This window comes from Exiguobacterium sp. OS-77 (assembly GCF_000414195.2).
GTDB classification, from domain to species: Bacteria; Bacillota; Bacilli; order Exiguobacteriales; family Exiguobacteriaceae; genus Exiguobacterium_A; species Exiguobacterium_A indicum.
In genome coordinates this window covers 27,517-49,571 of sequence record NZ_DF239009.1, presented here as the reverse complement: position 1 = coordinate 49,571, position 22,055 = coordinate 27,517, and the positions used below count along the sequence as shown (strand labels likewise).

Genomic DNA, 22,055 nt, shown 5'->3' with positions numbered 1-22,055 from the left:
TTACGTACCAATGGGTCTAAAAAATGTCGCGTCTACATGTAGATTTGTAGATTTGTAGATTTGTAGATGCGTCTACATGTAGATTTGTAGATTTGTAGATGCGTCTACATGTAGATTTGTAGATTTGTAGATGCGTCTACATGTAGACGTGTTTGGACTGATCAGTTTTTAGTGTTATTTTGTCCTAAAAAAAGAGACTCTCACCAGAGTCTCTTTTATGATTTGCGCGTTTTCATCATCATGATGTCTTTCAGAATTTGGTATTCTTTTTTCTGATCACTCGCCATACCTTCGACGTAGTCGTCAATGAACGTCGAAATGACTGCGTCAACTGACTCTCCCATTCCCATCGTAACCAGCGCAGCCAATTGATTTTTAGTGTTTGTGGACACACGAACGGTTGTACTTCCATTTGTCACTGCTCGTTGTGTTGTCTTTTTACGCTTGGATTGAGTTGCCTCTTCTTTTGATTCAATTGGATTACTCTCAACTACTGCGTCTTCCGGAGAATAAGTCTTCTGTGGTGTAGCCACTGATTTACGCTCAAGTAGACGCTTTCTTTGAGGTTGATTTTGATTATTCGCCATTCTTTATTCCACCTCTTGTTCTGCATAAGCTAATTCATACTCAAGTCGTGATAAAAATTCATCAGCCACTGAATCATATGTGCTCATGACACGACGATCGTGCATATCATCTTCTTTAATTCCTTCGACATCATAACGCTTTAAGCGTTCCATGTTTTTAATGACCCCTTCGAACAAGTTGTTCTCTCCGAAGATCTCTTTAGCACTCTCGAGAGTTGCAAGATCAACTGCTGCTCCGTTTTTTAGAAGGACCGGTAAGATGCCTAGAACATCAAAGTCCGTGTCATAGTCATTTAATAGGTCCTGAAGGTATTGTGTAAAGACTTCAGCCCCCTGTAGACTACGTTCTTGTGTTTGCAGTACAACGACAACAAAGTTCGATGCGTAGAGAGCGGCGTCAGTATAAATAGAGATCGTTGGCGGCACATCGATAAAGATGAAGTCAAAGTCATCTTTTAATGGCTCAAGCAATGTCGAGAGATATGTAATACGATCGACTTCATTCTCGAATTTTTTCTCAAGAAATTTAGGATATTGAGCGAAATCGCTGAAAGAAGGGAGTAGATAAAGATTACTCTTAATCTCAGTAACGATCTTGCTTAAGTCGCCTTCTTGCATTGCAGCCATTAACGTCTGTTCAAACGTAAAGACTTCATCTTCAAGCATTGATTTGGTCTTTAAAAATAGTGCTGTGGCATTTGCTTGTGGATCCTGATCGCACAGTAGGACGCTGTAACCTTTTTTGGCAAGTGCGTAAGCCAGCATCGTACTATTGGTCGTTTTACCAGTGCCGCCTTTAAAGTTTCCGAACGTGATAGTGATTGCTTTGCGTTGAGACAAATCTAGTTTTTTAACCATTAATCTTGCCCCTTTGTCAGTTAGTACAATAAGAATATCAGTCTTTTTTGCCCAAGTCTACATGTAGATACAGACAAGAAAGTAAGGATAAAGAAATAAGAGTAGCGAATACCAATTCGCTACTCTTATTTCTTTATAACAACGCTGATTTTACTACTTCTGTTCTTCTCATTTCATATTCTACAAGATTGTCGGTGTATGAAAGCCAGTTCTCAAATTCTTTTTTTAAAGATACATATAAATTATCAAGATCATCTGTACTTATATTATTTCTCCATTGTTCAACAACTTCAGATGGAAATCCATCCATTTTCATACGTTTAACGTACGCTTCGACAACAACCACATCTAGATCAGGGATTGTAGGTATATCGATTACTTCAGTAATTTCAAAAGTAGGATCACTAAACCAACCTGGCTTGAATTTACTGCAACCAGCTCTAAAAGCATCTTCCCGAGTTGCATATGACTCTTCAAAAAATGTTGATCTTTCATTTTCTCGAACTAAATAGTATGCCATCTTCTATCACTTCTCCTTTAATTATTTATAAATCAATCTTCAATAATAAATATATCCATTTTTTTTATTATTACCCTTTTATTAAACAAAAAATTACAATTTCATTACTGTACTTATTTGATAAACTAGAATTATTTTTGTTTGACAAGGATTATTGAGTAATTTTAAAAGTAATATTTTTGAAATATTAAAATTTAGATTGAACTAACTGAATATTCTGCTATATTTTAACTATCAACAGGAAGACATTGTCACACAGCGGTTCTCGAAGGAAAGGAGCATATACTATGTACCGATTCGGAGAGTGGTTACGACGTGAACGTTTAGAACATGGTTGGAGTCAGGTGGAGTTGGCTGAAAAAACATACGGGGAAGTTTCACAAGCAGCTATCAGCGCTTATGAGCGGAATCGTTCGCTTCCTTCTATCCTTGATGTCCAAATCCTTGCGACAGCCTGTAATCAAACGCTAGGATCCATCCCCTGGGATGAATTTGACTTAAGGATGGAGAAAAAACGGAATTGGTCAAACCTGAAGCAAGAACGCTTTGATTTGGCAGAACTTCCGCTTGCGGATTCTGTGCGCACGTTCGACGGTAAGACATACCTGCTACATGGTCGTATTGCCATCGAACAAGAGAGTAGGGAGAAGCGAGAAATTTCGCAGCTCTATTACCGGATCCGTACTGTCGTCGGAGAGAATCAAGTGATCGCAAAGCGAAAGCACCCAAATGACGAATTGATTCATGTCACACGTCGCAGACTGGTCCATCACTGAGACATCCATATGCAACTATCTACTTATGAAATCTACAGACGATTAAAAAATAGGAATTGATGGTCGTAGCAGCATATCGCTAAGGACAGTCCTTCCAAACATATATTGGCGTGTCCCTCACGTGTGACCGAGTGAGCGGGATATACGCAGAAAAGGTTAGGCGAGAGTCACCTAAAACTCGCCCACAGGTCACGTATCCGTTGAGGGTCAGCGAAAAACCCTAGACAGATGTCCGATACCGGATGTCGGAGTTTGTGGGGGAACGCGCTCTAAACCCACCGCCTTGCTCGACTCCGACTGTCCTTAAGGATGTGCTGCTGCGCATCGACCTCAAGGAAGGAGTGTATATCATGCCGACACGTGAACAGAAGCAGAACAAGAACTTTGCCGAGAAGTTACTCCGGATCCAAGGAAAAGATTATGAGGAGTGGCTCGATACCCAGCATCAACTCGTCATCCAGGAGAACCAGGAACTGATTTTAGAGGCACTCGATTCAAAACTGAACTTCACATCACCTGCATCCGCGTCACGGGATTGAGAGGAGGAAAACAGATGGGATTGAATGAGACAGGACTCAGCTTACTCCAGTTCTTTCAAGGGCTCGCTGTCATCGCGGCAGCCATCGCCTTCGCAGTTGGTGGCTTCTACTTCATCTTTGGGGGAGATCGTGGACGCTCAAAGGCGGTCGGTTGGCTCATCGGTGGTGCCGTCGGTCTGATCATCGTCATGGGTGCTTTCACGCTGGCGGAGATGGTCAACGACAACATCAAATTCTAATTGAACAAGTGATTGCACAGACTGTCATTCCAAATTGGATGGCTTTTTTTATTACATTCGTTACGATGTCTTGCTTCAAAGGAGGAGAATGTATGCTCTTCGTCCGTTTCACGGATATACCGAAAGAAGCCTTTCCGAACTATGAGCGTCTCCCGTATGAGGAGGCGCTTTTATTATCGACACAAGTTCATCAGGAAGCCCAGCAATCTAAAGAACGCTTCGCGAGTGAGTTCCGGATCTTCGATGATACCGATCAACTCGTCTATAAAGGATTGTTCCAGTTCGGTGACCCGACCTATTCAAATCTTTATTTGCAGCTGAAAGACCGGATCCCACGCATCCGAATCCGAAAGGAGGATGCGACGAAAAAGATCCTGTTGCTCGAGAACTTGGAACGTTTAACACCGATACCCTACAAGACGATGACGACGTCAGCGATTCAGCAACAGCCGCATGCGACATACGTCTCTCGCTTACATCGCGGACAACGTCGTCTCGTCTACGGTGTCAGTGGTGTGAGTCTGTTGCTCCTCGGTGCGTTGTCCGTTGTCCAACTCGTGCAGCCGGATCCACCGAGCGGTGTCCAAGCGGAAACTTCAGATTGGCAACCGTTGTATGAAGCAGCGTTGACGGGAGAGACGGGTCCACTCGTCGAACGACTTGAAAAACGAAAGTCGTTGAACGATGAACAACAGCAATTCCTGATTACACAGTATGTCGAAGAACAGGACTACGACCAAGCGGTCTCCGTGACGAAGGATCCAATCGATGTCGAGACGATTATCATGCAGTCGAAACGATTCGCGACCAATCGTCAGGATACGCTACAAGTCTTCCAAGCGGTTTATCCGACTGATGAAGGAACGTTCGACCTCGCCATCCTACAGAAAGACTATAGACGTGCCGTCTCGCTTACGGGCGTAGAGATGACGACAGCCCGTAAGGAAGCCAAAACACGTGCCTACATCGCATTGAAAGATGTGACGAAGGCTCAAGAAAGCGTCAAGACGATCAACGACGAGCAATTAAAGAAGCAAGTAGCAACACTCGTCCAACTGGACGAAGAGATTCAAGCACTCGAGGATCAAAAGCGCCAGTTATCAGAGAAAAAAGATAAGAAAGAACTCGAAAAGCTGAATGCGTCGCTCGAAGCGAAGCAACGACAAGCTTCTTCACTTCTTTAATGAAAGTGTGGTGACTGAAATAATGATGAACTTCTCACTTCGTTCTCTCGTTACCTCCGCTTGGCTGTGGCGATGTCTCACCTTTTTGATCGCTTTACCCATTGTATTGTTCTTAGTACTCAATGTGGCGTTTCAGTTCCTGCAGCAGACAATCCAAAATCTCTTCCAGGACGGGAAGTTGACGACCGGCTCTCCGCTTCAGTACGAATCGAGTTGGTGGACGACACTCGCTTGGTCGACCTCCATCGCTCTCGCTTTGTTCGGTGTCTGCTTCCTCTTAGGAGGATTTCTCTTATTAAAGTATTGGCTCAACTTCCGTGATCTCAAGGCTGCACAGAAAGGAAGTGCCCGCTTCACGACGTTTCAAGAGCTGAAACAGCAGTATCGGGATGTACCGGATCGTAAGGAGACCTACAGCGGATCCGGAGGTGTTCCGGTCGGGCGCTATCGTGATCGCCTCTACATCGATGACAGTGCTGTCAACAATCTTGTCATCGGGACGACTCGTTCCGGGAAAGGCGAGACGTTCGTTTTCTCGACGATCGATCTCTATAGTCGTGCCGAACGCCAAGCAAGCCTGGTCATCAATGATCCGAAGGGTGAATTGTTCGCCGCCTCCAAAGAAACACTCGAAGCACGCGGCTATCAGGTCGAGGTCCTGAATCTGATGAACCCGTCGCAATCAATGTCCTACAATCTGTTACAGCTGACGATTGACGCGTATTTAGACGAAAACTACTCCCTCGCCCAACAGTATGCCCGTTCGGTTGCTTATATGCTCTATCATGACCCGAAGGCAAAGGATCCGTTCTGGAGCAACTCTTCGACGGACCTTTGCACCGCTCTGATTCTAGGATTATGCGAACAAGCAAAACATGAACCGGAGAAGATCACGATGTATAATGTCGCTTTGATGTTATCCGATCTCGGCTCACGGACGATCATCGATGAAATGGGACAGGAACAATCGGCACTTGACGCCTTCTTCGCATCGTTTCCGGAGAATCATCCGGCACGTATGCAGTACGCGACGCTTCATTTCTCCGGTGGGCAGACGCGCGCGAGCATCCTCGCCAACACCAACGCCAAGCTCGGGATCTTTACGCTTGATGCGACGGCACGTTTGACGGCACAGAACTCCCTCGATATGAAACTGATCGGTTTCAATCGTTGGATTCGTGGGCGTACCCTTCCCTTGTCACGGTTGACGTTCCACTTCCCGAGTGGGAAACAACTCGCCTTGACGACAGACGACGACGGGAGTTTTGTACTCCATCACGAAGAAACCCTCAAAGTGGATACCGATATCACCGTAGAAAGTGACGGACAGCAGTACACCGTGACACTCACGGGGTGGACAGACGAGGCAGACGGAATCTTCAACTGGACAACGGATGCACCAATCGACATCCGGGAGATTCGTCAGCATCCGCGCCCCGTCGCCGTGTTCCTGATTGTTCCGGATTATGATCCGACGCTTAACGTCATCGCCTCGCTGTACGTCAAACAAGTCTATACCTCGCTCGCACGTGTCGCCTCACAAGCAACGAGCGGACGTTGTGAACGTCAGGTCATCTTCCTTCTCGACGAATTTGGGAACATGCCAGCGATTGAAGGGATGGCGAACATCATCACCGTCTGTCTCGGTCGGAACATCCGCTTCAACCTCGTTATCCAGTCCTACGCACAGCTCGAGAACCTTTACGGAGAAGATTGGAAGACGATCGACGGGAACTGCGGAAACACGCACTACCTACTGACAGCAGATGAGTCGACGGCAGAATTGATCTCGAAGAAACTCGGAGAGCAAACAATCGTTACGAAATCACGTTCCGGACAAACATTCTCGCTCTCAAAGTCGAAGACGGAAAGTGTCGATGGTCGCCGCTTGTTAACGGCAACGGAAGTGATGGGACTGAAGGAAGGCGAGATGTTGATTATCCGTGTCATCAAGCGGCAAGACAAACAACAGAAACGAATCCAATCCTATCCTCTCTTTTTGACCGGACGGACGGCGATGAAATACCGCTATGAATACTTGGCGGATGACTTTAATACGGACCGTTCCATCAACGATCTCGTCATTCCCTGCGCGCATGCCCATCTCGACCTGAATACGCTTCGTGTCCCGTTCCATCTCGGCGCCTCAGTTGCATCGAAAACGGTTGAGACGGAGGAGGAGACAATTGACGCAACAGAATGGCGCGTCTGCGATGTCCTGCAGCCGAAAATCTTACGCTCGATCTTCGAGACGACAGAATACGATACGTTACCGATTGATCTGTTCGAGCAAGGCATTGAGGATAGGACAATCCCTGTAACCGACAACCAGCGTCACTTTTTGAAGACGATCATCAGTAAACGACTCGAGAAACTTCGTCATGGCGTCTAAGGAGGGCATCAAATGACAGAACTGACACGCACCGAACGCGTCCAGCGCGAACTCCGCGTCATTGCGACCATTATCAAAGAGAACAAGAAACGCCTCCGTCGCGGAGAAGTCTTAAACATCCAGACCCAGGACGGATTCCTCGTTATATTTGAGGAAGAAGACCCAGACTCAGGCGACCGAAAAACTGTTACGCTTATAGACACATTCGATTTTCGGGTCCACGTCAGTAATGGTGATCTAACGGATCCGGAACAAGTGTCATAAACGGAAAAGGGGTGGAGGCATGCAAGCGAAACGAGTACTCTCCGGACTATTGATTTCCTCTGCGTTACTTTTAGTTGGTTGTAGTGAAAATAGTGAAGCAAAGTCTCTTAAACAAGTTTCTGTAAAAGAAATTGATCAACTAAAAGATAGTGATCAAAGCAATTTCTTACTTGTTGATAGCGACAGTAAAGCAGAATTTGAGCCTTATGTAGATAAAGTGAAGGACATCGCTAAGAAAGAAGACGTACAAGTAAACTTGTTTAATCCTTTTCAACCTAACGGAAAAGATTTAGAAAATCGTGCTACAGATGAACATGGAGAATTAAAGGGTGGTCGTCTGTACAAACTAGATAATGGTAAATTAGTTCGTTCTCTCGACCTTACTACGTTAGATGACAAGGCAATCGAAGATGAAGTCACCTCTTTTATTAATTAAAAGCAGACAGAGAAGGGAGGACCATCATGGCTAATGGAGATCTAGCATCCAAACTGGAGGAATTTCAAGACTTATTGAGCATCAGTGATTTAGTGAGAGATGCGCTTCGTTCTATTGGTTGGCTTCTCGTTAGAGGTCTCTCCTTCATCATCGATGGTCTTGAACAGATTACAAACGACATCCTCCTCATAAAATCATTCTTTAATAATCCTCAAGTGGTTGAATTCGTTCAGACGATTCAACCTTTTTTATATGTCATTTTAGCCGGGAGCTTTTTATTCACCGGTTACTTGATGATTTTTCAGAAAAAATTTGATCGAGAAGGGTTTCTCATCAATCTGTTTATCACTTTGTTAGTTTTAGGGTTGTTATCTCCGACAATGATAAAGACAAGTGAGTTCACAGACAAAGCCATTACAAGCATCAATCAAGATGGAGTATATGAAAATCGGGATCATACTCTATCACAATCAGTGCTCCAAAAAAATGTAAATGATTTAGTCGAATACGATAAAACTGCTTTCAAAGATACAAAAATTAAAATTCCAAACTCTATTCCAGCAAGCCAAATCAAGAATATAGACATTAATGATGTATTTGATAGCGATGAGTATCGATTGAGTAAAGAAGGTGAAGATATTTCTCAGAACAAACTTGCTTGGAATGGGAAAGAAATGACCGAAACCGAGTTAGACCAGAGCGGTGTTGAATGGAACAACCAGTACTACTATCGCTATCACCCGAACTGGTTGACGATTCTTGTCACGCTTGGTGTGATGGGCTTCACTCTTTTCTCGATTGCCTACAAGCTAGCTCGACTTTCGTTCGAGTTAGCTTTTAATTATGTTTTAGCGATTTTAGTCGCCCCCGCTGACTTGCACAGCGGACAAAAGACGAAGAATGTCATTCAAAGCATACTGAACACGTTCCTCGTCATCATCTTGATTTTTATTTCAATCAAGCTCTACACAATTGGGACAGCTTATCTTGCTGATACACTCGACGGTCTCGCCTATTTGATCGCGTTGATTGCTTTCTCCGCTGCTTTGATTGATGGACCGAACATGGTGGAACGTCTCTTCGGGATTGATGCGGGTCTGAAGCGTGGATGGGGGGTCGCACTTGGTGCGTATGCTGTCGGGAAAAGTACTGCGAAAGTCGGAGCTCGTATCGCTGGGCAGACGATGAAGAGAACATCACAACCAACTACTCCATCTGTCTCAGAAGCTGCCAGTACGAAGTTACCACCGAATCCACCATCTGGTGGTGGTACACCGACGGGTCGTCCTGATCGTTCGTCCGATAGTGTGCCAGTTCGTTCGCGAGCACAAGAGCGCACTTCACGATCAACCGGACAAGAGAACCAGCGCATTGAATCCACTGATTTATCGACGCACGACACGAATTCGGAGAGTCCGACTGCAACAACATCAAAAGAGTCCATGCCACGCCGTTCGGACTCCGTCTCACCACAATCACCTGCTACTACTCCGTCATCATCGCTAACACCTGTTTCACAATCGAAGATGCCCGATGGATCGATAAAGGAACAACCAACTACTTCACCTGATGCATTCAATACCTCTGAAACAACTGTCGCGTCGCAACCTACTTCACCATCGGAACAACCCATTGGAACACATGCACCTAATCCATCTTCTATTCACTCAGGATCAACACCTGACACGACACTTAAAGAGACAGCACATACTCTACCCTCTTCAGGTGCGAGCAATTCTTCATCTTCTATCAATGAGTCGCAAGAGACATCATCCGGAACACATCGACAACGAAAGTCGATCTATCAAACACTGGAGACAACGACACAAAAAGAACTCAAGCACATCGAACGAACGCAGACACGTGTGACGTCAGAGTCGTCCCGGATGTACTCGACCGATGCCCCGCGGCTAGATCCGAAAAAGGAGTGAGACCATGCAACAGCGCCAGTACCGGATTCCGAACGAAGTCACGACCGAGCTGAAGATCAATAAGATGCTCTATCTCTATGATTTACTCTTTCTCGTCGCTTTGATCATCGTCCGGTTGATTGCCCTTCCGTTCATCCCGGACGTCTTGCATCTTCCGTTCACATTCTTCCTGGTCGCGTTCGGACTTTTCCTCGTCATCCGCCCGACGACGAATCCAGAGAAACGGATGGTTCACGTTCTCTATTACGCGCTGATGAAGAAGAAAGACACCTATATCGCATTGACAGACGGTAAAGATGGATCGAAAGGAGCGTGATGGCATGAGTTTATCGGAAGAGAAACAATCTAAAACAATTCCGACGACAGACATTACTTGGCTCGATGAGATGCAACTGACGAAACCACCAGCACGGAAGGAAAAACGCATCCGGATTCCACCATCCGTCGCCTCGCTATTACCGATTGTCGATTCGACAGCATTCGACATATTCGAGATGCAGGACGGGACGTTCTGCGACATCATTCAGCTGACTTCAAAGGATATCTACGGGTTGTCCGAGACGGAGAAGGACCATGACATCTTCTCCCTCGCCTATCTGTTTCAGGCGTACACTCATCCGTTGAAGGTGATTCCGCTCAATACACCGCTTAATTTAGAGAAACAGAAACAGCGCATCGAACGACAGATTCGGCAAAATCAAAATGCCGCCTATCGTCCGTTCCTGCAAAAGAAGAAACAAGAACTGATCTACCTTGAGGAGCATCGCACCAATCGCGATTATCTCCTCTTTTTTTATGCGCCGGACGAGGCGATGTTGCGGGAACGGAAACACCAATTGATGAAACTGCTTCGACGCAGCAACCCGATGGTCGAACTGACGCTCGAGCAGAAAATCCATGTATTGTTTCAACTACACAACCCGAATACGAAACCGACTCAGGACGGAAAGGAGTGATGACGTCATGTGGCGTACGCGTTTTCTACGGAAGCAGGACCCCGAAACAATCAAACGACAGAATGGCTACAATCCGACATTCGTCCAAACCATCCAACCGCAAGGCGGACTCCGCTTCGAACCGAACTATGTCCGGACCGGTGACGGTTATCTTGCCTGCCTCCATGTCTACAAATATCAATCGACCGTCTACGACTTCTGGCTCGAACCGATTCTCAATCTCCCCGGCGTCCTGACGACGCTCGACATCGGGACGGCGGACAAACGGGAAATGATCCGAACGATTAACAAGTCGATGGCCGAGCAGAATACGCGCTTCGAGAATGCGAAGGATAACGTCGACCGGATTGATGCACGCGAGACCTACAAGGAACTGAATGAACTCTATGAACAGATCACGCAGGGCGAGACGATGAAGTATCTGCATCTCCGTCTCTACGTTAAAGCGAAGACACTAGACGTACTCGAACACCAAGTTCAGGACGTAATGGAAGAACTCGAAGCACGGAATTTCCGCGCAACCGTCTACCTGAACGAACAGGAATGGGAATGGGAGAGCCTGTTCCTCAGCTACGAGCAACAGCAAAAACTACCGAACCGACGTCGCGGGAAAGAGATTCCGTCGCTCTCAATTGCAGGGGGTTATCCGTTCCATTTCACGTCGCTACAGGACCCGACGGGGACTTACTACGGGACGACCGATACGAACGGGAGCGTCATCTTCGATTTATTCCACAAGGACAAGCAGCGGAAGTTCTACAACGCATTGATGATCGGCAAGATGGGCTCCGGGAAATCGACCTTACTCAAGAAGACGGTTCTCGATCAAGCGATTAAAGGGAATCACGTCCGCATCTTGGACGTGACGGGTGAGTTCTCCGATCTTGTCCGACAGCTCGGTGGAAAGGAGATTGCGCTCGACGGTTCCGCCGGACGGATCAATCCGCTCCATGTCTATAAGACAGTGACGCACGTCGACGGCTCGGCAGATGAGGCGCTCTCGTTCATGCAACACCTGTCGAAGATTGCCGTCTTCTATCACTACATCAATCCCGCAGCTACGCAGGAAGAAGCAAACGAGTTCGAGATTCTCTTACGGCAACTCTACCTTGAGAAGGGACTCTGGAACGAGGACGGCGACGCGCCTATCACGACGCATCCAGCGAACACTTATCCAATCTTCTCTGACTTCTTGGCGCTCGTCCGCTCCGAATTATATGCGGACGATTCGCGGACGACGATTCGCGAGACGATCAGTACGAACCGTATCCGCCGTCTTGAGAACATCGAGCTCGCGATTACGAACCTCGTCCACAACTACGGCAACATCTTCGACGGACATTCCTCGATCGAGCGATTTGACGAGGAAGCGATCGTCTCGTTCCCGCTACGCAACCTGACCAATCTGAAAGATGAAATCTTTCAAGCACAGGTCTTCAACCTGATGAACATGCTTTGGGACGGAATGATCCTCAACGGTGCCGGACAACTCCGTAGCTACAATCAAGGTGAGCTGTTGATTGAGGATGCCTTCAAATATCTGATTGTCATTGATGAGGCGCATCACCTGATCAACACACGCGATATCGCACAACCCGCCATCCTGTACCTGCAGCAGTTCATGCGGGAAGCACGGAAATACTTCGGTGGTATCTTCTTCGCTTCCCATTTGATCACGGACTTTGTTCCGATCGGTTCGAAGTCGGAGAACGCGGAAAACGTCAAGACGTTGTTCCAGCTGACGCAGTATAAGTTCATCGGCGAACAAGACGCCGAGAGTATTCCGACGATCCAGACCGTCTTCGACGGGCAGTTGACGGAGAGTGAGACGCGGTTGATTCCGTCACTCGAGACAGGACGGATCGTCCTCAGTATCTCCGGTGTGAAGACGCTGATCTTTGATGTCGATGTCTCACCTGAGGAGCTGACCTTGTTCGGAGGTGGTGCCTGATGTGGAGTACGGTCCGGCAGTCGGCACGCGTCGCCGTCCGGATGAAATGGCGACTCCTGACCTTAAAGTACCGTTTGATTGCTCTCGGAATCGCGCTTCTGCTTCTCCTACTGATCATCCTCGTCGCAGAGATTCTCGATACATTGACCGGGATCGAGAATGAACAGGCGACGGAGACACCGATCGCTTATTCGGACGCGAGCCTGCAAGTCAGTGATGATGTCCTACAATACCGCGAAGCGATCGCACGTGAATTAAAGAAAGAACAGCTCGAGGGACAGACGAACGTCGTCCTTGCGTTGATGATGCAGGAAAGTGGTGGACGCGGGAACGATCCGATGCAAGCGAGTGAATCGAAGTGCGGACGGATTGGTTGCATCACCTCACCTGATGAGAGCATTCGTTACGGCGTGAAACACTTCGCGTCGGTCTTCCGGGAAGCGAACGAGGATGTTAAGCTGACGCTCCAAAGTTACAACTTCGGAGGTGGCTTCATTAATTACGTTCAAGAAAATGGCGGACGCTATACGAAACAACTCGCGATTTCTTTTTCACAGATGATGTACCAACGCGTCAAGAAGAGTGGTATTTATCAGTGCCATCGCCCAAGCGCGATTGAGCATCAAGCCTGCTACGGTGACATCGAATATGTCGATGCCGTCCTCCGTTATCTGACGCCGACGGTACTGACAGAAGGCAAGACGGGACCGATTAAAGGCAACCTCCATACTCCGCTCGACATCCCACTGCAGATGACGTCGGGATTTGGATCACGGATCGTTTTCGGAAAGACGGACGTCCATACGGGCATCGATTTCAGCTGTCACGATACCGATACCGTCCACGCTGTCCGTTCCGGTACCGTCACCTATAGTGGCTTACGCGGACCATATGGGCAGCTGATTCATATCAAACAAGGCGACTGGATTACCGCTTACGCCCACCTTTCTGCACGCCAGGTTAAGGCGGGGCAAAAGATTGAAGCTGGACAAGCGATCGGAATGTGCGGGTCGACTGGACGCTCGACCGGGAATCATCTGCACATCGAATTCAAGACGAGTGATTGGTCCGGACACATCGACCCGGCACCTCTGTTTCGCTCAAGAGTAAAGTAAGTATTCGTACAGGAGGTTCGAAAGAAACGAAGAACAAACTAGTATGGTAGCTTTTAAGGAGGTTAAACATTTGTCATCTCGTCATCAGAAATTGATTGATTACGTCAGCGATATCAGGCGTCGCAATCATGCTAGTGCCTCAGCGCTAGTCATCATGCAAAATAGTAAGATTGTTCTTGAACATTATGAAGGTACTCACTCTAACGAGCCTTCAAAAAAGATTGATATGAACTCGATGTTCAATGTCGCTTCGGCACGAAAGAGTTATCTTGCACTGGCAATCAGTTTCGCATTATACGAGAAAAAAATTCACAGTCTTGATGATCCAATCGAGAAATACTTGATCGACTATGACAAAAAACCGTTTCGAGGCACGACGATTCGACACCTCGCGACTCACTCACATGGTCTGGATGAGCAAGCAGATGGAATGATTATTCGTGAATTTAATGCTGGCGAAAACTGGGCATATCGTGGTATCAACGTCCGGATACTGACCGAACTTTTTCGGCATCTCTACGGTCTAGACTTCACACGTTTTCTGAAGGAGCGTGTTTTTATACCTTTAGGGATGGAACATACGATTTGGGCAACCAGCCCGTCTCCATCGCTCGTCAAAGTCATCGACAGTCCAGAACTTCACGGAGATTTTAAATTGGATTCAAGTGATGATGGAATGGGCTCTAACCTCCACACGACTGCTAGAGAACTCGCCATGTGGGGAGACCTTCATTTACAGATGGGGTGTCATGAAGGGATTCAAGTCGTACCAGAAGCAGTAATCCAAACCTCCACTACAATTCAAAATTCAGAGTACGATGATAATCGATTACCCGATAATGGATTGTTCTGGTACGTACAGAATAAACCACGAGCATTTTCTGAAATCGGAGAACATGTCCCTAAAGGCGCCTATCAAATACTTGGAAATACAGGACCATTATTACTCGTAGTTCCCGAAAACAATCTTGTAGTGGTCAGGATGTCCAATAAACGATACAACTACGGGGGAGACAACTATCTTCATTACATTCGAGAGTTTAGCGACCTAGCATACCAGACGATTGCAACGAGGAAGGTGATGCCTACACCTTCTCGTGTTCTTTAATTATCAATCAATCTACTTCTAGCACATGACGTTTTTCGTCACGTGCTTTTTTGTTTCTGATTCAAAAAGGAGCGATATGAATGCGCTGGAAACACCATCATCTAGCCTATCTATTCGGTGTATTACTCTCGATTTCTCTTATGGCAAATATATATTTTTATACTACTCAACTAGAAAAGCTGAAGAAAGAAATTGAAATTTCTTCAGAATCAAGTGAAAAACAAGCGGTTCACCTTAGAACAAAAGACGATAGACACTCAGAAGATGAACAGCGTTCAGATGTTAAAGATACCTCTGAATCACAACTAGAATTTGCAGCGAATCAATTCATCACGTTCGCCTTTACATGGGAGGACGGAACCTATCCGACGCGCAAACGACAAGCCAATCAGTATATGTCAGAGTCACTCAAACGGATGTTGTTCGCAAGTAGCGGAAGCGATGACAAGTTTTCCGCTACCGTCTCTGGGATCGAAGTCTTTCCGCGTCACGACGATCCAGAACATTGTATCGTCCGCTTCCAACGGACGTTGACGATCAATGCCAATGGTTATGAAGAGACGTCTGAAGAATTAGTTGAACTGACCTTTACGCATCAAAATAAACGTTACGTCGTCGATCAGATGAAAAGCCTTCAAACGTCAGGAGGTGTCTAAATGCAGAAAGGAAAACGAAAGACGCTGACCCATGACTGGTCGCGACTGTACCTCGGAACAGGTCTGTTCTTCTTGATTGGTTTTCTGTTTTTCGGTTTCTCCTCCCTCTTCTTTGCTGAGGAACAACCGATCAATGCGACACCCATCGGCGAAGAACAACGGTTGACGAATGGACAGACCGTCACGCTTCTCGATTGGTCCCATGATGTGCAGCGGAAACAAATGCGCGTCCGTCTTCAGTTCGAGCAACCTCAAGACTACGCGTCAAAGCTTGTGGCACGAATCGCATATAAGGAACGACCAACAGATGAGCAGCGCGTCCGTGTCGTCTATCAGCAGGACGAGCACTACGTCTTCGAAATCGAAGATGTACCGCGCGACTTTGACCAACTAGCACTACGCTTGTATGTCATTAAGCCTGAACGGTCACTCGAAAAATTGACGACTTCAAAGCGAGAAGATGCGCTCGTCGAATCACTCTATATGGATCAACGGCGTGTCTTAAAGACGTCACTTTCTAAGCAACAAGCGGATGACTACACGCAACTTTTTCTCGATGACGAGCACCTGCAAAGTCAAAAACGGATCAAGAACATGAAACGTGAACTAACGGAACAAGCTTCTCTCATCCAACAGATTGAACAAGACATCAAGGCAAAACAAGCCACCTTACCCGACCTGACACTCGATGAACAAGTCGAACGTGAGGATGAAATCTTCAATCTGAAGCAGGACAAAGAAGACGCACTGTTACGACAAACGGAATTGAAAAAACAACTCACGCAAGAAGAAAAAAGACAAAATCAGCTGCGCATTAAAGCACGTGAACTGAAATGGTAAGGTGGCAAACACCGTGCCAAAATGCGGTTTTTAGTGGCACGCGGTGTGACCTTTTGGCGATTTTGATGATATCAGGGAAACACTAGGCTCCGCCTAGGCTAGCACGCTGAGTGATAGCAGTTTCCCCTTATGCTCTTTTTCACGATTTTGAACTGTTCTTGTGTTTTAACCTTTTAAAAATCTAGCATACTTTTCGCAATTCTATTGATCTTTATCAACGCTTAGATTGATTCTGTTACGTCACTTTTTTCGACTCTTTTCATCTCATGATGTTGTATCTTCGACCAGATACTTTTCAAAAGTTCGACGATCAAGGAGACGCTCACGGCTTCTCCAAGGGTGTAACTCTGTTCGATGATCGATTGCATGTTGTTTCCTCCGTTCTTCGTCTAAGTAGGATCATCTCTCTCACTTCTAATGACAGGAGGAACGAAGGACTTGTTCGAAAATCTTTTTATTTTTTAGATCGCGGAGATGTATTTCTCTTAAGAAAGGATGAAGATGGATGGACCTCTTGATTCGTGACATCGACCCCCGATTCGTCAAACAACTCGACGAACAGGCAGAGAAACAGATGTGTTCCCGACAAGAATTATTGAAAGGTTTGCTGACGACCTGGTGCGTGGACAGTGTCCAGTCGACACAGGTCGCACGCCTCGAACGACAGCTCGAAGCGAACACGTTACACCTGAAGCGGAGCGCAACAGAACTCGAAGTATTGACTAATCTTTTCCGTGAGGTGATGCAGGATGAGTAACGTTCCCGGCGTCATCATCAAGTCGAAGTTCAAATTGCCGCAAGCAACCCGACGGGCACGTCGTTATACGACCTACCTCAGCTACATCGATCGTCCGGAGACGAAAGCACGGTCGCATCAATTCGAAAACTATCACGATTATATGGAAGATGAACTGAAATCAAGCGGTCTCTTCACGGCGACGCAAGACCGATTAAATGCGACTGAACGAGAGCAGCTACGCGATATCTTCCGACGGGCACAAGAGAACGGCAGCATCCTTTGGCAAGACGTCATCTCGTTCGATGGAGCGTGGTTACAGGAAGTCGGTGTCAAAGAAAATCGTTACATCGATGAACAGCGGTTGATGCAGGCGACACGGAACGCGACCGCGCTGATGATCGAAAGAGAACAGATGTTGCACGCAACATGGACCGCCGCCATCCACTACAACACGGATAACATCCACGTCCATGTCGCGACAGTTGAGACAGTTCATCCCCGTGAACGGGGCAAACGCAAACCGAAAACAATCGAGAAGATGAAGGCGCAAGTCGTCCATACGCTTACCGACCGAACACGTGAACAAGAAAAACTGAATGCCTTCATCCGTGATGAAGTTCTGGCTCACAAACGAAATCACGCAACACTATCCGCTTCGAATCGCGTGCTACATCCGGAACTCGTACGTCAGTACAAAGCGATTCAGAAACAACTACCGGACGATAAACGGCAGTGGTATTACAAAATGAACGGCATGCAAAATCTGCGTCCTTCACTCAATCAATTGACTGACGCGTATCTAGCGACCTACTTCGAGAAAGAACACGCCGCGTTCAAGCAACAACTCGATACGGAGGTCGCATTCTACGAACAGAGTTACGGATCGGCATCTCAAGCATCGGCTTATCGGAAGACGAAAGAACAGGATCTCTACACGCGGATAGGAAACGCCATCCTGTCCGAGATGCGTGAATCAGATAAGTCATCCCCGAAGCTTACGAAGGGGGATACATCCTCACCCAAACAAAAAATCCGATCAGCGTTTCGACGTAAACGGATCATGCAAGAGACACTCTATCGAATCGGACGACACATGAATGATGAATGGGACCACATCAAGAATCAGCGTGCGTTTGAACAACTTGAACAGGAAGTCCAACACGAAAGGTAAGGTGACGGGCAGTGGAAGAAACGAAACAAGTCCGGATCAAGATGAGTGCCGTGACCGCTGAATTTTTAGAAGAATACCGGGAGAGAGAACGGTTGTCCGGGATTGGTCCGACAATCGATCACATCATCCGCGACTATCAGGAGATGATCAAAAAGCAATGGGACTTGAACTATGTCAGTCGTTCCGTCTCGAAACAGATCGAGCAAGAGTTAACGTCGTTCTGGGAAGAACAGATCACGAAAAGTCTTTCTCCGTTACAAAAGAGCATACAACAAACAGACCTTCAAACACAGGTATTGATCGAGCTCGTACAAGCCTTGATGCAGACGGAGAGCATCGAGGACATCATCCCGACGACCGAATACCGTCCCTCCTTCCTCGAGACGGCAGAGACGGCTGTTAAACAGCGAATCGACCAGCGAAAGCAACATAAGCATTCGGATAAAGAAAGGATGACTCACAAATGAGACGACTCGAAGCCTTCACACTCGCGACATTTATCGAATTGCATCCGACCCACGTCACCGTCATGATTCATCAAGCACATTATGATATTCCGGTTTCTCAGGATGAACGAGCGTTCCTTCAACTCTTGCAGGAAGAACCCTTGGTATTACTCCCGGTATCACGTGATCGCCGTCAGTTATTACTCAATCGACTGGCTACCGACCCGATGGTATTAGAAGAGTTGAACGATTTTGAAGGTGCTACTGATTCATCCGTTTCGTCGGAAGGAGCGTGAGTGGTATGGCATACAAGAAGAAAACACGTGAGGATTACCAGAAGGAAGTCCAAGCGTTGACCGATAAAATGGAGACGCAGCTCGCCTCCCACTTCGTCAGTCAGGAGAGCATCAAGGAACACCTCGACTTCATGAGCCGGTTCCATCGCTATTCGACACGGAACATGCTGTTGATCGAAGAGCAGTTCCAAGGTGCCCGTGCCGTCGGTTCCTATGCCTACTGGGAGAAGCAAGGTGTCCAAGTCCAAAAAGGAGAAAAAGGCATTAAAATCTTCGTTCCCTCCCCCGTTACGTTCATCAAACGAGAGACGGAGTGGGTGGCGTGGAAAGACGCCACGAAGACGGAGCAAAAACGCGCCAAGGAAGGGGCTCTTCCGACAAGGAAAGCGATGTATTATAAGATCGGTCACGTCTTCGAGTACACACAGACTGATGCTCGGGAAAAGGGACTCGAAGTCTCTGAGTTATTCGCTTTCTATCATCGAAATGGTTCGATTCGTGAGGCGGAAACGTTTCACCGCGCGTTGAACGGAATTGCTGAGACACAAGACGTAAAAATACTCGATCAGCCGTTAAGCGAGCTTGGTACGGCGAAAGGATGCTTCTATCCAGAACTGAACGCGATCGCCTTGAATCCGCGAAATTCGGATATTGAGAACGTGACCGTTTTGATTCACGAACTTGCGCATGCCAATCTGCATAATGTGGAACGTAATGAAGAGCGCAGAATTGAGTTGAATCCACATGAGAAGGAATTCCAAGCGGAGATGGTCGCCTACACGGTCGCGGCGCACTTTGGTTTTCCGACGGATGATTTTTCATTATCCTATCTCGCTAACTGGACAAAAGGAAGAGACTTGCGGAACAAGGAAGATCTGTTGCACGAAGTCCATCAGACATCCGGTCACTTCATCCGTGAGATTCATGCTTCACTCGAGCAGGAGCAAATCTTGGAACGCGAAGCATCACCCCTTAAGATGATTGAGCACATCGAACAGACTGCACAAATCACAGAACACGGATTACCATTAGCTGAACGGTTAGAACGAATCATGCAACATTCACCGGAGGACGTCGGTGCTTACCTGACGAGCATCGCTAAGCAAGATACGCAACAAGACCTGTCATCGTTCAACGAACCAATGATGCTGGTCCATGGAGCAGCAGACTTCTTTGAACCGTTCGCGAAAGCCAACGACCGTGACTTCGACGAACACGAGACCGTTGCCTATACGCTCGTCATCCCGGGCGAAGAACCAATCAGCCAACACTTCCGCATCCTCGACGATGTGATGGGACCATACCATCACATCCTGAACACAGAAGTCGTCAGTAAGGAGACCGAACAAGTACTCGAAAAGGCATGGTACGATGAGATGATTTCGACGGAAGATCGCGACTTAGAAAAGGTCCGACAAATCGTGACGCGTCACTTCAATGTACCGGAACAAGATTTCCGAAGTCGCTAATTTTTTTAACATTTTTTCAAAACCAAAAAAAATACTATAATTAACAAATTTAATATTATGTCACATCACTTAGTTACTCAAAATAAATTAAGGATTAAAATCTACCTATAATAGCATTTAAGTTTAAACTTTCTATAAAAATAAATCATTATATCTTTTCAAATCTTAAATAACTATAGCATCCAGTAGTGCTAATCTAATTATCTGCATAGCCAATAAATCCTCATTTCAAGATTGAAATGAGGATTTATTGGCTATGCATAATTGTAATAATTTATTTAACTTTTGAATTTAAAATCTATCAGTAATTCTATAAATAAAACCAATTATTACTGATTTTAAAGTTTCTAATTTTTCTAATGCTTCATCGATAGTATTTAAATCATAATCTTCTTTTATCATTAACTCTAATTCGTTGCCTCTGTCTTCAAATTTAGTAATAATTCTATCTAATTCTTGATTATTTTTTTCGTTTTTTGCTGAAAACATTAATGTCACAAAAATCATACTAATAACCATTGCAATAGATACTTCAAACATATATAAAGTTTTAGATATCATGTTTTGAGGTTTTATTTCGTCTATTCCATTTATAACGATATTGTTGAAACTATAATAAAAAAAAGTGAAAAAAGACGATGATCCAGTTAATTTAAACGCGTTTTTGTCTATTTTATAAACCCCTAAATTTATAATCGAAAAAGTAACAATCACTAAAAAAATTAATGATATGATTGAAAAGGCATAGTAAGCATAACTTAATTTACTTTCTTGATAATTCTTTAATTTTTTGCTCATAAAAATGTATAGTCGATTATATAGGACAGTTGTTTGCAGTTTTTCAACCCATTTAGATTTTTGATTTTCATCTAAATTTTCAAACGGTATATTTTTAATTGTATGATCTAATGCAATTTGCTTGCGTAAATTATCGGTAAAAGGCTGTAAAATAATATTTCTATAAAAATCATTTATTTTTGAACTTTTAAATATCATAATAATTCTTTTAGAAATAGCATATAAAAAGAAACAACATAAAGTAATTAATACAACAAGAATTGCATATTTGTTATTTGTATTTATGACAATAAATACTGAAATTAAATACACTGATAACATTACTATTAATTGTTTTAATGAAATTATTATTGTAATGAACGAGTTAATACAAGCTATTGCTAAAACCCAACTCTTCTGTTTGAAAATAAAATATGGAATTTCCCAAGTAACAAGAATTAAAGGAAAAAAAGCAATGTATAACAAAATTATAAACGCTTTATTTTTTTTGAATATAAACAATAATGCAACAAGTGAAATTATAAATAAGAATTTGTAATTAATATAATTTATTTTTTCAGGAGCGAATTTTTTTATAATATATACATCTATATCAAAAAAAAATAATTTAATAATTACATAAATCCATATCATAATAGCAGTGCATTTAATAAGTTTGTTGATTAAAATTTTACTCCCTCTACCATATGACAATTCATTACTCTTCATTTTTAATTCCTTTCTAAACTTAACTTTAATTATAACGATATAAAAAGAAACAATTTATTTTGACTTTTTTTTTACT

25 protein-coding genes are annotated in these 22,055 nt (G+C 45.2%); 20 read left to right on the top strand and 5 right to left on the bottom strand.

From position 1 onward, the window contains the following. Positions 1 to 215: 215 nt before the first annotated feature. The 3 genes from EXG77_RS16005 to EXG77_RS15995 all read right to left on the bottom strand — a co-directional run bounded on the left by EXG77_RS16005 (position 216) and on the right by EXG77_RS15995 (position 1,965). Positions 216 to 587 (bottom strand): DUF5388 domain-containing protein, encoded by a 372-nt coding sequence (locus EXG77_RS16005; RefSeq protein ID WP_035399453.1) that lies wholly within the window; start codon positions 585 to 587, stop codon positions 216 to 218. A gap of 3 nt (positions 588 to 590) precedes the next feature. Next, the gene (locus EXG77_RS16000; RefSeq protein ID WP_052017242.1) at positions 591 to 1,445 is read right to left on the bottom strand and encodes a ParA family protein; all 855 of its coding nucleotides are present in this window, start codon (positions 1,443 to 1,445) and stop codon (positions 591 to 593) included. A gap of 133 nt (positions 1,446 to 1,578) precedes the next feature. Next, positions 1,579 to 1,965, bottom strand: a complete 387-nt coding sequence (locus tag EXG77_RS15995) for a hypothetical protein (RefSeq protein WP_035399451.1) — start codon at positions 1,963 to 1,965, stop codon at positions 1,579 to 1,581. Between the two features lie 287 nt (positions 1,966 to 2,252). On the opposite strand from EXG77_RS15995, the gene EXG77_RS15990 reads away from it, so the two are divergent. The 15 genes from EXG77_RS15990 (at position 2,253) to EXG77_RS15920 (ending at position 16,352) form a co-directional block, all read left to right on the top strand. Continuing rightward, positions 2,253 to 2,741 carry a helix-turn-helix transcriptional regulator gene (locus EXG77_RS15990; RefSeq protein ID WP_052017241.1) on the top strand — a complete coding sequence of 163 codons (489 nt, stop codon included), beginning with the start codon at positions 2,253 to 2,255 and terminating at the stop codon, positions 2,739 to 2,741. A 350-nt stretch (positions 2,742 to 3,091) separates the two neighbouring features. After that, positions 3,092 to 3,280, top strand: coding sequence for a hypothetical protein (locus EXG77_RS15985; protein WP_035399449.1), 189 nt, complete (start codon positions 3,092 to 3,094; stop codon positions 3,278 to 3,280). A 14-nt stretch (positions 3,281 to 3,294) separates the two neighbouring features. Then, positions 3,295 to 3,519, top strand: a complete 225-nt coding sequence (locus tag EXG77_RS15980; RefSeq protein ID WP_052017240.1) for a hypothetical protein — start codon at positions 3,295 to 3,297, stop codon at positions 3,517 to 3,519. Between the two features lie 92 nt (positions 3,520 to 3,611). Then, positions 3,612 to 4,703 carry a hypothetical protein gene (locus EXG77_RS15975; RefSeq protein WP_035399444.1) on the top strand — a complete coding sequence of 364 codons (1,092 nt, stop codon included), beginning with the start codon at positions 3,612 to 3,614 and terminating at the stop codon, positions 4,701 to 4,703. A gap of 124 nt (positions 4,704 to 4,827) precedes the next feature. Continuing rightward, on the top strand, positions 4,828 to 7,095 hold the full coding sequence (locus EXG77_RS15970) for a VirD4-like conjugal transfer protein, CD1115 family (RefSeq protein ID WP_203229922.1): 2,268 nt from the start codon (positions 4,828 to 4,830) through the stop codon (positions 7,093 to 7,095). A gap of 12 nt (positions 7,096 to 7,107) precedes the next feature. Then, the gene (locus tag EXG77_RS15965; protein ID WP_035399442.1) at positions 7,108 to 7,359 is read left to right on the top strand and encodes a hypothetical protein; all 252 of its coding nucleotides are present in this window, start codon (positions 7,108 to 7,110) and stop codon (positions 7,357 to 7,359) included. Between the two features lie 19 nt (positions 7,360 to 7,378). Further along, on the top strand, positions 7,379 to 7,795 hold the full coding sequence (locus EXG77_RS15960) for a hypothetical protein (RefSeq protein WP_035399440.1): 417 nt from the start codon (positions 7,379 to 7,381) through the stop codon (positions 7,793 to 7,795). A 26-nt stretch (positions 7,796 to 7,821) separates the two neighbouring features. Further along, positions 7,822 to 9,726, top strand: coding sequence for a pLS20_p028 family conjugation system transmembrane protein (locus EXG77_RS15955; RefSeq protein ID WP_052017238.1), 1,905 nt, complete (start codon positions 7,822 to 7,824; stop codon positions 9,724 to 9,726). Between the two features lie 4 nt (positions 9,727 to 9,730). Beyond that, entirely contained in the window at positions 9,731 to 10,042 is a 312-nt protein-coding gene (locus tag EXG77_RS15950) for a DUF5592 family protein (RefSeq protein ID WP_035399438.1), read from the top strand. A 4-nt stretch (positions 10,043 to 10,046) separates the two neighbouring features. Continuing rightward, positions 10,047 to 10,682, top strand: coding sequence for a hypothetical protein (locus EXG77_RS15945; protein ID WP_052017237.1), 636 nt, complete (start codon positions 10,047 to 10,049; stop codon positions 10,680 to 10,682). Between the two features lie 7 nt (positions 10,683 to 10,689). Then, entirely contained in the window at positions 10,690 to 12,633 is a 1,944-nt protein-coding gene (locus tag EXG77_RS15940) for a VirB4 family type IV secretion system protein (protein ID WP_035399436.1), read from the top strand. Further along, complete coding sequence (locus tag EXG77_RS15935) at positions 12,633 to 13,748, top strand: lysozyme family protein (protein WP_052017236.1); 1,116 nt, start codon at positions 12,633 to 12,635, stop codon at positions 13,746 to 13,748. The genes EXG77_RS15940 and EXG77_RS15935 overlap by 1 nt, the downstream gene beginning before the upstream one ends. A 70-nt stretch (positions 13,749 to 13,818) precedes the next feature. Further along, positions 13,819 to 14,856: a serine hydrolase domain-containing protein gene (locus EXG77_RS15930; protein WP_035399464.1), complete on the top strand. Its 1,038-nt coding sequence runs from the start codon at positions 13,819 to 13,821 to the stop codon at positions 14,854 to 14,856. Between the two features lie 80 nt (positions 14,857 to 14,936). Beyond that, positions 14,937 to 15,512 (top strand): hypothetical protein, encoded by a 576-nt coding sequence (locus EXG77_RS15925; RefSeq protein WP_035399434.1) that lies wholly within the window; start codon positions 14,937 to 14,939, stop codon positions 15,510 to 15,512. Beyond that, on the top strand, positions 15,513 to 16,352 hold the full coding sequence (locus EXG77_RS15920; protein ID WP_035399432.1) for a hypothetical protein: 840 nt from the start codon (positions 15,513 to 15,515) through the stop codon (positions 16,350 to 16,352). Positions 16,353 to 16,573: 221 nt separating this feature from the next. Here EXG77_RS15920 and EXG77_RS16370 read toward each other — a convergent pair whose 3' ends face one another. Continuing rightward, entirely contained in the window at positions 16,574 to 16,720 is a 147-nt protein-coding gene (locus tag EXG77_RS16370; RefSeq protein ID WP_158581865.1) for a hypothetical protein, read from the bottom strand. A gap of 137 nt (positions 16,721 to 16,857) precedes the next feature. Between EXG77_RS16370 and EXG77_RS15915 the strand changes: the two genes are divergently transcribed. From EXG77_RS15915 to EXG77_RS15895, 5 genes are read left to right on the top strand one after another with little or no spacing between them, the layout of a single operon-like run. After that, positions 16,858 to 17,109, top strand: coding sequence for a hypothetical protein (locus EXG77_RS15915; protein ID WP_035399430.1), 252 nt, complete (start codon positions 16,858 to 16,860; stop codon positions 17,107 to 17,109). Continuing rightward, positions 17,102 to 18,262 (top strand): MobP2 family relaxase, encoded by a 1,161-nt coding sequence (gene mobP2 / locus EXG77_RS15910; RefSeq protein WP_035399428.1) that lies wholly within the window; start codon positions 17,102 to 17,104, stop codon positions 18,260 to 18,262. The genes EXG77_RS15915 and mobP2 overlap by 8 nt, the downstream gene beginning before the upstream one ends. Positions 18,263 to 18,273: 11 nt before the next feature. Continuing rightward, positions 18,274 to 18,729 (top strand): hypothetical protein, encoded by a 456-nt coding sequence (locus tag EXG77_RS15905; protein WP_035399425.1) that lies wholly within the window; start codon positions 18,274 to 18,276, stop codon positions 18,727 to 18,729. Beyond that, on the top strand, positions 18,726 to 19,004 hold the full coding sequence (locus EXG77_RS15900) for a hypothetical protein (protein ID WP_035399423.1): 279 nt from the start codon (positions 18,726 to 18,728) through the stop codon (positions 19,002 to 19,004). Before EXG77_RS15905 ends, EXG77_RS15900 begins: the two co-directional genes overlap by 4 nt. A 5-nt stretch (positions 19,005 to 19,009) precedes the next feature. Next, complete coding sequence (locus EXG77_RS15895; RefSeq protein WP_052017234.1) at positions 19,010 to 20,473, top strand: ArdC-like ssDNA-binding domain-containing protein; 1,464 nt, start codon at positions 19,010 to 19,012, stop codon at positions 20,471 to 20,473. A gap of 291 nt (positions 20,474 to 20,764) precedes the next feature. Here EXG77_RS15895 and EXG77_RS15890 read toward each other — a convergent pair whose 3' ends face one another. Beyond that, positions 20,765 to 21,979, bottom strand: a complete 1,215-nt coding sequence (locus EXG77_RS15890) for a hypothetical protein (RefSeq protein WP_035399421.1) — start codon at positions 21,977 to 21,979, stop codon at positions 20,765 to 20,767. Between the last annotated feature and the right edge of the window lie 76 nt (positions 21,980 to 22,055).